This is a genomic window from Lewinellaceae bacterium (assembly GCA_020636105.1).
In the GTDB taxonomy this organism is placed as follows: Bacteria; Bacteroidota; Bacteroidia; order Chitinophagales; family Saprospiraceae; genus BCD1.
On record JACJYL010000001.1, the window covers coordinates 2,996,152 to 3,010,321 of the forward strand.

At 44.9% G+C, this 14,170-nt stretch carries 11 protein-coding genes; 2 read left to right on the forward strand and 9 right to left on the reverse strand.

Translation table 11 applies throughout. The features are described 5' to 3' along the window. Positions 1–14: 14 nt before the first annotated feature. The 9 genes from H6571_11265 to H6571_11305 all read right to left on the reverse strand — a co-directional run bounded on the left by H6571_11265 (position 15) and on the right by H6571_11305 (position 12,073). Positions 15–2,381 (reverse strand): hypothetical protein, encoded by a 2,367-nt coding sequence (locus tag H6571_11265; GenBank protein ID MCB9324304.1) that lies wholly within the window; start codon positions 2,379–2,381, stop codon positions 15–17. Positions 2,382–2,554: 173 nt separating this feature from the next. Then, on the reverse strand, positions 2,555–3,139 hold the full coding sequence (locus H6571_11270) for a nicotinate-nucleotide adenylyltransferase (protein MCB9324305.1): 585 nt from the start codon (positions 3,137–3,139) through the stop codon (positions 2,555–2,557). A 72-nt stretch (positions 3,140–3,211) separates the two neighbouring features. Next, positions 3,212–4,156 (reverse strand): rhomboid family intramembrane serine protease, encoded by a 945-nt coding sequence (locus H6571_11275; GenBank protein MCB9324306.1) that lies wholly within the window; start codon positions 4,154–4,156, stop codon positions 3,212–3,214. A 56-nt stretch (positions 4,157–4,212) separates the two neighbouring features. Continuing rightward, the gene (locus H6571_11280) at positions 4,213–4,956 is read right to left on the reverse strand and encodes a rhomboid family intramembrane serine protease (GenBank protein ID MCB9324307.1); all 744 of its coding nucleotides are present in this window, start codon (positions 4,954–4,956) and stop codon (positions 4,213–4,215) included. 186 nt (positions 4,957–5,142) lie between these two features. After that, positions 5,143–6,993, reverse strand: coding sequence for a DNA mismatch repair endonuclease MutL (gene mutL / locus H6571_11285; protein ID MCB9324308.1), 1,851 nt, complete (start codon positions 6,991–6,993; stop codon positions 5,143–5,145). A gap of 71 nt (positions 6,994–7,064) precedes the next feature. Next, positions 7,065–7,385 (reverse strand): hypothetical protein, encoded by a 321-nt coding sequence (locus H6571_11290; protein ID MCB9324309.1) that lies wholly within the window; start codon positions 7,383–7,385, stop codon positions 7,065–7,067. Between the two features lie 185 nt (positions 7,386–7,570). Further along, positions 7,571–9,076 (reverse strand): cysteine--tRNA ligase, encoded by a 1,506-nt coding sequence (locus H6571_11295; protein MCB9324310.1) that lies wholly within the window; start codon positions 9,074–9,076, stop codon positions 7,571–7,573. Positions 9,077–9,563: 487 nt separating this feature from the next. Further along, complete coding sequence (locus tag H6571_11300) at positions 9,564–10,943, reverse strand: Gfo/Idh/MocA family oxidoreductase (GenBank protein ID MCB9324311.1); 1,380 nt, start codon at positions 10,941–10,943, stop codon at positions 9,564–9,566. An 83-nt stretch (positions 10,944–11,026) separates the two neighbouring features. Continuing rightward, complete coding sequence (locus H6571_11305) at positions 11,027–12,073, reverse strand: endonuclease/exonuclease/phosphatase family protein (GenBank protein MCB9324312.1); 1,047 nt, start codon at positions 12,071–12,073, stop codon at positions 11,027–11,029. Positions 12,074–12,129: 56 nt separating this feature from the next. On the opposite strand from H6571_11305, the gene pgeF reads away from it, so the two are divergent. Continuing rightward, positions 12,130–12,873, forward strand: coding sequence for a peptidoglycan editing factor PgeF (gene pgeF / locus H6571_11310; GenBank protein MCB9324313.1), 744 nt, complete (start codon positions 12,130–12,132; stop codon positions 12,871–12,873). A 208-nt stretch (positions 12,874–13,081) separates the two neighbouring features. Continuing rightward, the gene (locus H6571_11315; protein MCB9324314.1) at positions 13,082–14,083 is read left to right on the forward strand and encodes an NTP transferase domain-containing protein; all 1,002 of its coding nucleotides are present in this window, start codon (positions 13,082–13,084) and stop codon (positions 14,081–14,083) included. Positions 14,084–14,170: the final 87 nt, after the last annotated feature.

Genomic DNA, 14,170 nt, shown 5'->3' on the forward strand with positions numbered 1-14,170 from the left:
CAGTTTGGTTATGGTTAATTAATCAAAACCACTTTAGCTACAGCCGAACTTGGATCCGTAAACCCCAGGCTGGAGCTTGTCGTGGCAAAAACGAGATAAACCCCGGTATTGGCCCGGCGTCCGTTATAATCCCTGCCATCCCAAATGGCTTGTCCCCCCAGTGCTTTGGTCTCAAAAACCAGTTTGCCGCTGATATCGGTAATTTTGACGGTAGCATCGCGGGAGAAACCCCTGATGGTAATGGGTCCGTCATATTCGGGACGGACGGGATTGGGAAATACTTTGAAATTTTCCTTGTGGGTAAATCCACCTTCCACAGCATCGCCCTGGTAAGAAACGATGCCTTTGTTGGTCGCAAAGAATACTTCGCCTGTTTGTTGATTACAGGCAATATCATAAATCGTATTATCAAGCAAAGGAGAATTATCCTGGTTGAAATACAACAATTCATCCTCCCCGTTTGCAGAGAGCAGGTAAGCACCTGTGGAAGTACCCACCCATTTTCGGTTGGCTCCGTCAACGGCAATGGCTTCTATCCGTTCCGTTTCAAAAAGATACCCGGGGTTACCGTCTTCTCCCACCACAATACGTCGTGACCCATTGCATTCCGGGTCAAAAGAGTTGCCCCCGCATTCAAAAATGACGATACCCGCAGTAGTACCTACCCAGACATCTCCGTCCAGGTCAACGGCCAGGCTGGTCACATCATTGGTTTGCAAATTACTGTTACCGGAAGAAAAAAACTGGCATCGGTCATCTGTATCGTCATCCATATCGCCCTCATCGAACAACAATAAACCGGCACCGTCATCTCCTACTCTAATCCACTTGTATCCGTTGGCATCCACCACCACATCCATGAGCACTTCAAACCCACAAACCTCATCAAAACTCTTCCAGGTGCCGTCGGGCCTGAGGACGGACAGCGGACGGCCGCCACTTGCCAGCGCATTGGTCACCCACAGATTACTTTCCTCATCCACCGCAAGTCCCAAAACCCTTACGCGGCTATCATCTCCCTCCGCTACCTGGAGCGTCGAATTATTTTCGTTATAAAGCTTGACGTTTTCCCCGTCCACCTCAATCAATCCTTCAAAATAAGAGCCGGTATAGACTTTTCCCGAAGCAGGATCGATGGCTAAAGAAATCATTCCAAACAAGTCGTCATCTTTACTGTCCGGGTCTTCGCCTTTCATCACGACATTGGTCTGGTCGTTATAAATGGTCCACTGACCGTCGATAAAAGAATAAAAACCATCCCTGAAAAATTGCCCCTTCAAGGTCTCTGGTGTCAATCCTCCGGAAGTGACCCATAGCTGATTATTTTGTATTTCAATATTCCAGCAACGCTCGGACCAGGGCGAGTTAAGCGAAAAAGTATTACAATTGGCATCCTCCACATTATCGATCCAACGAAAATTCCGGTAGTCTTCCCCAAACCAGATACGTCCCTGTTCATCTTCAATGCCATTATAAGGAACGGCAACACATCCCGGAGCAAGTACTCCAAAGGATTCATCAGGATTGAAATAAAGTACTTTGCCGTTTCCCCCACAATTTTCCCAGTCACAACGATAGCCTGCCATCAGGTGCGCCCCTTCAGCAGAAAGGTATTTCATTTTTTGATTTTCCTCTGTATGAATCTCAACAGGCGCGCTTTCATTCCAGCGGTATAATACGCTGTTGATATCAAAATAAAACTGCCCGTTAAAAATAGCCATGGCGTGTGCCGAATAATCCATAGGGAAACCATTGGACTCATCGAGATACTCCCAATTGGTAAAAACCTCCGGGAAAAAACTATCCGCATTGATCCGGTAAATACCTTCTTCTGTTGCCGCGTAGATAAATCCCTCAAAAGAAGCTACTGAAAGCACCGGAACCCCGGTAAAAGCCGTAAAGGAAAACTCATTGATATTGTCCGTAATTTTCACCCTCGACACCCCATAACTTGCTGCCAGCAATATGGTTGAATCACTTTCGATAAAAATTTCGTTGACTTCCTTACCTATGAGGACATTGGGAAAGTTTGTGATCTGTGGCATCGTAATAACCTCGTCCGGCTTGACTAAATCCATGGTACCGTTGGTGTACACCACTATCAAAGTCTCCTGCGGGCCAAAATATTTAATATATTGGATGCCTGCCTGGCTCAAAACATCCGTTTTGGTAAGAAACCGGGGCGAAAGCTCCTCCTTATCAAAAGCCACGACGGACAAGCCTGTGGAATAAAAAATTTCCTGCTCGCTCTGGGTAACATACTGACCGATCTTGTAGGGTAAATGGGAACGCCATTGCCCAATGGGTAATACATTCTGACCCAAGGCAAATGCGGAAAGGAAAAGGATCAAAACACCTGAGAGTAGAAGTCTTCTGTACATGTTCGTTTTTTTGCTTAAAAAAATAACTGGCGCGGGAAATTTATATTGTGCTTAAATTTCTTTTAAGTGTTTTTTTGCGGGGCGGACAATAGAAGCAGGAGTAAACATGTGAATGAAGAACACCCTTTACGCATTCCCACATTGATCCATTCCCGCATTGTCGCATCGACTCATTATCCCCTATACAGATTACTCGTTGACAAATACTCATATACAGGTTCAGGTACAAGGTATCTCACCGATTTATTTTCCTTAATACAATTCCGGATGTAGCTCGCAGAAATATTCATCAAAGGGGCATCAAAAAGTTGAACTGCCGGATGATCGGCCAGGGCACCCAAATCATATTCCGGCCTTTTATACACGTAAATTTTATGATTAAGGAGGAGCAGTTCGTAATTTTTCCATTTGTGGAATGTGCTTAGGTTATCCCCTCCCATGATAAGAGAAAAAAGGTATTCCGGATGCCGTTCTTTTAAAACGGTAAGGGTATCAATGGTATAAGAAGGTTTAGGCAGACGGAATTCAATATCTGTCACTCTTAGCGCAGGGTTATCTTCAATGGCTATCCGAACCAGGTGCAATCGATCCTGATCACGGGCAAGGGATGATTTTTGTTTCAATGGATTCTGAGGAGAGACGACGATCCAAATTTCGTCGAGATCGGTTTGGGTGGCCATAAAATTAGCAATGATGAGGTGCCCGATGTGGATGGGGTTAAAGGAACCAAAAAACAAACCGATTTTACGTTGAGACATGGAATCTGGTGGCTGGTGGCCGGTTTCTTGTTGCCTAGCCCGGAAACCAGCAACAAGAAGCCGGTAACAAGATTATTTTTTACTGGCGTTAAAAAGGAACTCCTTTTCTTCCGGGGTAAGGCTTTCGTATCCTTTTTCCTTGATCTTATCTAAAATGGAATCCACTTGTTCTTCATGGGATAGATTATCGCTGGTATGATGCGGTTTGCTCTTTTCCTGCTTCCTGGTAGCTGTTTTTTTCTTATCCTGGTTTTTATAAACCATATAAGGGCCTTTGCGTTCCTGTTTTCGGCTATCCGGTTTAAACAAAAGGGTAATGCTGTAAATCAGGCGGTTCACCCATACCGAGAGATCTTGTCCCTTTCGCAACTGACGCACAAATATCCACCCAAAAAGCGCCCCGCCAAGGTGGGCAAAGTGCCCTCCCGTATTGGTATTTCCCGCCACAGCGAAAAAATCCACGATCAACATGACCGCGATGATGTATTTTATTTTGACGGCTCCCAGCAATGGAAGGTAAAAAATATAATCCGGCGACAAGACTCCGGCAGCAAGTACAATACCCATTACGGCAGCCGATGCCCCGAGGGCAAAATGCAGATTACCTCCTCCGTAGGGCAGGAAATTTACGGTTAAAAAAAACATGAGCGCTCCGGCTATTCCAGAAAGCAAATACAGCGGCAAAACCCGATGATTCCCAATAAAATCTCCAACGATGCGCCCAAAATAATACAACATGAGCATATTGAAGAATAAGTGAAAGAATCCTTCGTGCAGGAACATATGGGTGATGAACACCCAGATATGGGTCAGATTGTGCCTTACACTGGATGAAATGCTGAGGAACTGAACAATTTTTTCGTAAGCCGGTGGGGTCACCCAACCGTTTGAAATACGGAGGATCACCCAAACAATATTGATCAAAAGGAAAACACCAATATTGACGAGAATAATGCGGCTAACCGTATTCCCGTAATTAAATTCCCTTTTTATATCTTCCCAAATCGAAGTAAACATGCAAATATTTTTTCGGCCGGTGTTAGGGGCTTAAAACCCCAATACAGGCATCTCCATCAATGCTGAAATCCACTATCAAACTTCCGCCAGTACAAAATTAATAAGAATCCGAATAACGCGCCGCCCAAATGGGCAAAGTGTGCGATATTATCCCATGAGAATTGGGCAATTCCCAAAGTTAACTCAAAAACCATCAATATGGGGATGAAATACTTGGCTTTAATAGGAATCGGCAAAAAGATCAGCATGAGTTCCACGTTCGGAAATTTCATGCCAAAAGCAAGTAACAAACCGAAAATAGCTCCCGAAGCCCCCACCATTGGTACATAATTGTAGGAGTAATATTTCAGATTAAGTTCAGCCAGTGACCCGTTTTCATAATTATACCCTTTACTCAATGCATCATACCCCTCTTTAGCAAACAACTGGATCTGTTCAGGAGTAAGCTGGCTTAAAAAGTGGGCATACTCAAAATAGTGGATCCCAAAGGAAAGCGCTACAGCACCAAGGGCGCTAAAAAAGTAGAAAAACAAAAATTTCTTGCCGCCCCAAAGCGCCTCCAGGGGAGAACCAAACATGACCAGGGCAAACATATTGAATAAAATATGCGTAAATCCCCCATGCATAAAAAAGTGGGTGACGATCTGGTAAGGCTGAAAAAGAGGAGAATTCGGGTAATACAATGCCAGCATCCTGTTGGCATCAAAAATTTCGGAAGAAGTAAGGACATTACTTCCCACAAACATCAAAATATTGATGATCAGCAAATTCTTGACAACATCTGTTATCCTAAGACCCATTTTTTATACTTTTTTTGAGTGTTTAACAAAACGAAACCCTCTCTTTTGAATCATTGGGTACGTACAGAAAACCAGGGAAAGCAAAATGCCCCGATCCCACTCCTGTCTATTCCCCAGGATTACTGCTTTCCCAAAAGGAAACCTTTGGGTCTCCTGGTGAACAGTGATTCTGTTTTTTAACACGGTTCATTCAAAACGTTTCTTCAGGTCCTCAAGTTCAAAAGTGATAAAACAATTCCGACCAGCAGGACTTTTAAATGGAATTTCGCAGGCAAATAGCTGATCAATGAGCATTTGCATTTCCTGGATATCGAGCCTTTGTCCTCTTTTCACCGACGTACTCCGGGCCATGGATCGGGCAATATTGTCGCGGGTATCGAGTTTGAGGTCGATATTATTTTTATATTGTTCCAGCAGGAATTCGATGGCTTCCTTTTCATTTTGTTTGCCGGTCATGTCGGCAGGAAGTCCATTGATCACAAACGTATTTTTTCCCAATTCCTGTATATCAAACCCCAGAAGGTTAAGATCAGGAATGATGTCTTTCAAAATAGCAGCATCTCCGGGCGGCAGGTTCAAGGTGCTCGGAAACAATTGTTTTTGCGTCAGGGCATTTCGTTCCTGGAGGGCCTCAAGGTACTGCTCATACAAAATCCGCTCATGAGCCAATTGCTGATCGATCAGCAGGTAGCCCGATTTGATATGGCTGAGAATATAAGTATTATGAATCTGGAAAGGAGGTTTCTGAACTTCGTTGAAGCCTTTCTGACCTTTGCCATCGGTATCATCGCTCATACTGCTCTCGATGGTAAAAGGCTCATTCGGAGAGGCATTGTCCTCCTCCGGAAGATATTCATCCAGCCCTTCGTAGAGCTTTTCCCATTCCTGCTTTTCCTGTTTAGGCGGTAGCGTAGAATAAGACTCCCCGGTAAATGAGGCGGCAGAAGATTCTTTTACGGTCTTGGGAGGGGTTGACTCTTTCGGTGGTTGGGGGACATTTCTTCTGGCAAAGTTCGTGTCGATCTCAAAGTCGAGCGTCGGCATTACATTGAACTGTCCCAGGGAATGACGCACAGCAACCTTTAGATAATTATAGATCAGGCGTTCGTCATCAAACTTAATCTCCTGTTTGGTCGGGTGCACGTTAATATCAATCTTTTCCGGATCGATATCCAGGAAAATGATGTAAAAAGGAAAAGCGCCTTCTGCCAGCAAATCTTCATAGGCCCCCATGATGGAGTGGTTGAGATAGGAGCTTTTTATAAACCGCTGGTTGACAAAAAACAACTGATCCCCTCGTGTCTTCCTGGCAAATTCTGGTTTCCCGACAAACCCGTAAATATGCACCTCTTCCGTCTTCTCGTCAATAGGCACCAACCGTTTATTGAATGGTTGTCCAAAAATACCGATGACCCTTTGCCGTAAATTGGCAGGGGTAAGATGGAAAACTTCTGAATTATTGTGATGCAGGGAAAAGAAGACATCGGGGTTGGCTAAGGCAATGCGTTGAAATTCATCAAGAATATGCCGCATTTCCACGGTATTGGACTTTAGGAATTTTCGCCTTGCCGGAACATTGTAAAAAAGATTTTTGACGGCAAAACTCGTTCCTGACGGGCATTGAGTAGCTTCCTGGGTTTTAACTTCCGACCCTTCGATAAGAATCCGGATGCCGAGTTCGTCCGTCTGTTTGCGGGTTTTCAGCTCCAAATGGCTGATCGCTGCAATGGAAGCCAAAGCCTCTCCCCGAAACCCCATGGTGCGAATGGCAAAAAGATCATTAGCTTCCCGTATCTTGGAAGTAGCGTGGCGTTCCAATGACATACGGGCATCGGTTTCGGACATACCACACCCGTTGTCGATAACCTGGATGAGTGTTTTACCGGCTTCTTTTATGATGAGCTTGATCTCCGTACTTCCTGCATCGATAGCATTTTCCATCAGCTCTTTTACAACAGATGCAGGTCTTTGGATAACTTCTCCGGCGGCGATTTGGTTGGCAATAGCGTCGGGAAGTAGCTGAATGATGTCAGCCATACTTGTTGGTTGTTACTTGTTACTCGTTACTTGATACTCGATACTTGTTGGTTCCAGGTGGTAAAAACTGCTTAATTTAGTTTCAGGGCTTCCAGTATTTTTGGTAAATATACACCAAGTCCGTAATAGGCCACCAGCATGAGCAGAACAATTATTCCAATTAAGGTAAGATTAGAGCGTAGCACCCTTTTTTTGCGGTAGCTTGCGTCAGCCATATATCCCCTGCTGAAGCCGCTTGAGATACGTTCCTTGATAGATTCCGTATCTCCCTTTTTGCGCAATTCGGCTTTCTTCAAACGCTCTTCGAGTTCTTCCTTTTTGGGATTCCAATACCGCGGCTGATAGTTGTATTGCTTGTTTTTCGGCAATTTTGTCAGACGTCCTTTAAACATAGTTATAGCTTTAATGAACAAATATACTTAAAACTATTGATGTCAAAAAATTGAAAATTGGCGGGTAACCAGGCAATTTGAAGAATAAAATCAAATATCCCGATAAAAAAATTGAACCTGGAAAGAGAAATGCTCTCCCCAGGTTCAACCACACTTTATAATTTTAACTTGATAATTTTAAAGCCCTACTCTCCCACCGTCCAGCTAGTGCCGTCTTTACCGTCTTTGAGTTGAATTTTCAGCTCTTTCATTTTATCCCTGATTTTATCGGAAGTCGCCCAGTCTTTATTATTACGGGCATCCATCCTCATCTCGATGACAAAATCCATGAGTCCGTCCAGGATGCTGTTGTCTTCCCCGGAAGCACCGGTTTCATCCCGCAGTCCAAAAATCTCAAAGACAAAACCATGGAGGAAGGCTTTCAAACGCTGCAAAGTTTCTGCAGCGACTTCACTCAAAGGCAAATGACCGTCTTTAAGGCTATTGATCCTGCTGGACAGTTCAAACAAACGAGCCAGGGCTTTGGGGGTATTAAAATCATCGTTCATATCCGCCATCGCCAGATCCATCAATTCGTTGAGTTCCTGATCCGTTTTACCGGCGGCAGCGGTGGCATCAGGCTGCAGGTTGCTCAATGATTTATAGGCTTCCATCAGTCGGCGATAACCTTTTTCGGCAGCCTGAAGTGCTTCATCCGTAAGATCGAGGGTGCTGCTGTAGTGGGTCTGCAACATAAAGAAGCGCACCACCATCGGGCTGTACCCTTTGGTTACATGGGGGCTTTCTCCGGAAAACAATTCCCAGGGGGAAATGGTATTGCCATCGCTTTTTGACATTTTCCTGCCATTCATCAACAGCATATTGGTATGCAGCCAGTAATTACAGGGCGTATGTCCGCAGGAAGCGGTATTCTGAGCAATTTCATTTTCATGGTGCGGAAATTTCAAGTCATTTCCGCCCCCGTGAATATCAAAAGTCTCTCCCAGGTATTTTGTACTCATCACGGAACATTCCAGGTGCCAACCGGGGAACCCGACCGACCACGGGGAGTTCCATCGCAAAATATGCTCGGGGGAAGCTTTCATCCATATCGCAAAATCCGACGAATGTTTTTTCTCGTCCTGATTTTTGAGATCATCACGCGATTCAGCCATGAGATCTTCAATTTTCCGGCCTGACAATTCCCCGTAAACGCCTTTTTCCTCCGCATATTTGAGGGTATCAAAATAAACGGAGCCGTTGCTTTCGTAAGCGTAACCATTGTCCAGTATCTCCTGAACCATTTCTATCTGTTCCAGAATATGACCGGTGGCCCGTGGTTCTATGCTGGGTTCCAGCGTATTGAACATGCGCATGACATCGTGAAAACCATTGGTGTATTTTTGCACCACTTCCATGGGTTCCAGCTGCTCCAGCCGGGCTCTTTTGGCAATTTTATCTTCTCCGGTATCTGCATCATTTTCCAGGTGCCCTACATCGGTGATGTTGCGTACATAACGTACTTTATAACCCAAAAACTTCAGGTACCTGAAAATTATATCGAAGCTTACAAAAGTCCGGCAATTTCCAAGATGCACATCACTGTAAACTGTAGGACCGCACACGTACATACCAATGTGTCCTTCATGAATGGGTTTGAAAATTTCCTTTTTTCGGTGCAGACTGTTGTAAACTCTTAATTCGTTTTCCATGATCATGTTTTATTCGGGTTTTAAAACCGAACCGCAAAAATATACCGTTTATTTAAACTCCCCAACTCTGCCAAATATTATTTTAGGGGAATAGCGTGTAAAGGGTTAAACTATATACGCCTTAAAGGCTGATTTGGTTCCAATTGTTTCTTTTTTCTTCTTTCAGGCTATAAAAATATCAGACTTTGGCCCTGCAGTATTCCTTCACGCAGAATGATTGAAATTTATAAAATAACCGCAGAATTTTAGTAAGGTGCAGCGTCCCGGCATCGTATGCCGAGGACAGGCTACCGCAATATTCGTTGTAAAAATGCCCCAAAATAATCAAAGGTCCAGCGCACCGCAACCTAAATTTAATTTATGGAGAGAAGGTTGCGGTGCGCTGCACCTTGAATCCTCTTTTCCCTTGTTTGGTGACAAAGATTAAGGTGCTCTGCACCTGATTGTATTCGGAGGTTAAATGTTAAAAACCAATAATTCGGCGCTACTAATACGCATCCCCGAAACCAAATTCTGCCTTACGCTCTGTCCATCTTCCGCGGGTAAAATCGGGCACCGGCATCGGCTGGCTGCCCATGGCGACAGATTGCTCCGACAGCGGGGTGATGGAGAGCCAGGTAGCGGCATCATAGACATCAAAAGGAGGCCTTTCATTCTTTTTGGCACTTTCTATAAAAGCATGTATCAGGAAAAAATCCATGCCGCCGTGTCCCGCCCCGACAGCCCTATTTTCATAGCGCTGCCATAGCGGGTGATCATATTTTTTAAGATAGGGTGCAGCTTCTTCCCAACGATGGGCCGGACTTACCCCTTCAATATGCAAAGATTGGTTGACATCCATCCACAAGCCTTTGGTGCCTTGCACGCGAAATCCCAGCGAGTAGGGGCGCGGCAGGTTGGTATCATGATGCAGGACGATGGTTTCACCGTTGGAACACTGAACGGTGGTAGTCACTTTATCTCCGAGTTTGAATTCGACTTTGGCATTGGGATGATCCGGGCCACCCTTTTCATGGTTGACGATGTAATCATGCAGTCCCCTTGCCTTAGAGGCAAAAGAGGTAAGGTATAACAGGCGATTCCCCCGGTTGATATCAATATACTGAGCGACAGGCCCCAGGCCATGAGTCGGGTAGAGATCTCCGTTTCGGTGCACCGAATGTTTGGTCCGCCATTTGGATTCGCTAAATCCTTTTTCGCCAAACTCTACGCCATGGCCATAAGGTTGCTTTCCGTCATTGAACTTTACTTCACGCAGATCATGCTGGTAGCCGCACTCCAGGTGGATAAGTTCTCCGAACATATTCTGACGTACCATATTGAGAATAGCCATCACGTCGCGTCGGTAGCACACATTTTCCAAAAAGAAAAGATGAGCCCCCGTGGCTTCCTGGGTATTGACGAGTTGCCAGCATTCATCGAGGGAAAACCCTCCGCAGACTTCCATGCCTACATACTTGCCGGCTCTCATGGCCGCGATGGCCATTTCTGAATGCCAGCGCCAGGGCGAACTGATGATAACGGCATCGACATCGGCTTCCTGCAATAAGTCGAGGTAAGCTTTTTCTCCTTTGAATACTTTGGGTTGTGGTTTCCCCTTTTGGGTAAAAATGTCTTTTGTGGCCTGGATCATTACATCATCCACATCGTTTATGGCCACTACATTACAATCATCGCGGTCGAGCAGCAATTCAATGTGGCTCTGCCCCCGGAGGCCTGATCCGAGTACGGCGACATTCAATTTATCTTTCGGTCCTGTGGGTTGAGGCCTTGACTGTGCGTTGATCTCTGTGTTAGGGATGGCGAGACTTGCCCCGGCAAGTGCTGTGGTTTGTATAAACTTTCTGCGGTTGAATGATTTTTCCATAATTACGTTGATTATTCTAAATGTTTTGATCTTCTACTCTTTCCAATTACCATTCCCTCTGATAGTGGAATCCCACAACCTGATTAGTGAGGTTGGAGACGTGCAAAAACGGGGTAATGGTCTGAAAAGTCTGCTTTAATAATTTCAAATTCGAGGGTTTTCATATCGGGGGCACCGAAAATATAGTCGATCCGCAAGGCAGGGATGCTTCCCGCATAGGTAGTTCCCAGGCCCACTCCGGCTTCTTTAAAAGTATCTTTCCTGCCGGCTGAAAGCAAGTGATAGGCATTGGACTGGGGCACATCATTAAAATCCCCGCAAATGATCACTGGGTTGGGACTCCGTTGGATATGTTCTGCAATTTCAGCGGCTTGCATTGCCCTCTTTCGCGCGGCATTCCTGTACTTTCCAATCATCCCCCTTATCGTCAGCCAGGTTTCCTTTTCCTGTATTTTGCCTTCCGAGGCCACTTTATCGGCAATGGTGGAAACGGCATTGGACTGAAGGTGAATATTAAACAACCTAAAAGTTTTACCCCCTTTGGTTATATCTGCAGACAAGTATCCATTAGAATGATTGGTATAATATTTCGCCCGCTTTTTGCTGATCGGATATTTTGAAAAAATGGCCAGTTGTCCACTCTGATCCTGGAAAAAATATTTAAAGCCCGTACCATGAGTAATGGCATCTGCGAATTGGCCGGAAATGGAAGGCACCGGAAATTCCTGAAAACACAAAACGTCAGGTTCATATTCGTTGATCAATCCTGTAAGTTCCTCATTGGTCACCCTGACTTTTTCGCTGCCGGGTTTTATCAGGTTACGGCAATTGTAGGTCATAACCCGAAGTTCCGTTTCCGTCCGGGCATGGATGGGTTTGGCGCGAAAAGCCACCAGGCTGGTAAATTGCCCCCAACCGAACAGGAGCCAGGCCAGGGAATAAATAAAATAACGCTTTCGCAAAACAGCCCAGATTCCCACAAATAAAAGGTTGCCGAAAACCAGCCAGGGATAAAAGAGACCAAGAATGGAAAATATCCAAAAACCTTCAGGCGACACATGAGGGGACAAATAGGCACCAAAACCTAATAAAATCATGAAAATATTAGCCCATAAAAGTATTTTTACCATCAGAATAACTTGTTTTCCCCTTTTTTTTGAAAATTAAAAATAGCCGTTTTATTTTGATAAACAAATCTTCTTTCATTCAATCTTTAAAGTATTGTCCAAAGATCATTGCCGGAGAAAGTACAAGACTGGGAGGTATTGGGAAGTTCCCTTATGAATCCCTCAACCTCGGAATCCACACCGATGACGATCCCAAAACCGTTATGGAAAACCGGCGCATTTTTTTCACAAGCCTCGGAAAAAAGGAGGAGGACGTCGCCGGCAGTCACCAAATACACGGAGATGATCTCCTCATGGTGGAAAAACCTGGCCAATACGAAGGTTACGATGCCCTGATGACCAATAAAAAGGGCATCCTGCTCAGCATTACGATTGCCGACTGTACGCCGGTTTTAATTTATGACAGCGCAAACGATGCCATAGCTGCGGTACACGCCGGGTGGAAAGGAACGGTCAAAAAGCTGGTCAAAAAAACCCTTGGGCAGATGGCGGAGCATTTCGGAACCCGGGGCGAGGATTGTTACGCCTACATTGGCACCTGTATCGACGAATGTTCTTTTGAAGTAGATGCTGACGTAGCCGACTCTTTTGATTCTTCTTTTAAACGGTGGGACGAAGAACGCAGCAAATTTTTCATCAACCTCAAGGAAGCCAACCGGAAACAACTCCTGGATTTTGGCCTTCCTGCAGCACAAATTGAAGTCTCTCCTTTTTCCACCTATCTCGACAATGAACGTTTTTTTTCGTATCGTAAGGAAAATGGCAGGACAGGCCGGATGCTTGCCGTTATTGGCCTGATTTAGTGTCTGGCCACAAGATTGAGGATGCAAACTTCGCTGGATTTGGGTTAATAACTATTGAATGGAGCTAAGTCATTCGGAACAAATTCTATTTTTGCAATCATAATTTGCCCGGATGAATTCATTCATTCGGCAGGAATTTACCTTTGCAAATCAAAATCCCGGAAATCTTTTATACCTTGGTCTGTTCAATATAAAACCATAAATGTCCATAAAAGCCATAATCCCTGTTGCCGGCAAAGGGCTTCGGCTTCGGCCGCTGACTTATACCCAGCCCAAACCGTTGATTTCGGTCGCCGGAAAACCCATTATCTCTTTTATCATCGACCAGCTACTGGAGGCCGGAGTAGAAGAATTTGTGTTCATCATCGGTTACCTGGGCGAGAAAATTAAACTATATATAGAGGAGCACTATCCGGATCTGAATACCACTTTCGTTCACCAGGAAAAACGGCTCGGATCCGGACATGCCATCTGGCTGGCCCGGGAATCCTTTGACACTGCGGACGAAGTGATCATATTTTTTGGCGATGCCATCATTGACACCGACCTTAAAGCCCTCGTAGCCTTACCGCATTCGGCAATTGGCGTTAAAAAAGTTGATGACCCTCGGAATTTCGGGGTAGTTGAGTTGGGAAAAAACGGCAAAATAAAAGCCCTGGAAGAAAAACCCCGTATTCCTCATTCCAATTTAGCGATGGTTGGAGTTTACAAAATCAAACAGGTGCCTGCTTTTATTAAGGCGCTGGACGCTGCTGTGCAAGACGGCATAAACCAGGAAGATGAAATTCCCTTGACCAATGCCCTCGCTAAAATGGTTGACAAAGGCATTTCCCTGAGAAGTTTTGAAGTGGACAATTGGTTTGACTGCGGACAGATGGATATTTTACTGGAAACCAATGCCGCTTTCCTGGATCGGGAAGGATATGCTTCCTATGACCTGCCAGCATTTTACAATTCCATTATCATCCACCCGGTAAGCATAGGACATCATTGCCAGATCATCAATTCCATCATTGGTCCGCATGTGACCATCGGGGATCACGTCAACATAAAAGGCGCGATCATAAAAAATTCCATTATTGGCGATTACTCCAGCGTTCGGGAAATTATCCTTCGAAAGTCAGTCATTGGCAATGACGCATCCATAACAGGGTTTCGTCAAAGTCTTAACATTGGAGACAATACAGAAATTGATTTCAGCCCAAAATAAAAAAAGGCGAGGAATAAAATTCCTCGCCGGATTATCGATAGAAACTTAATCTCCTATCATGAGTATCAAATGAAAAAGACAATCTAA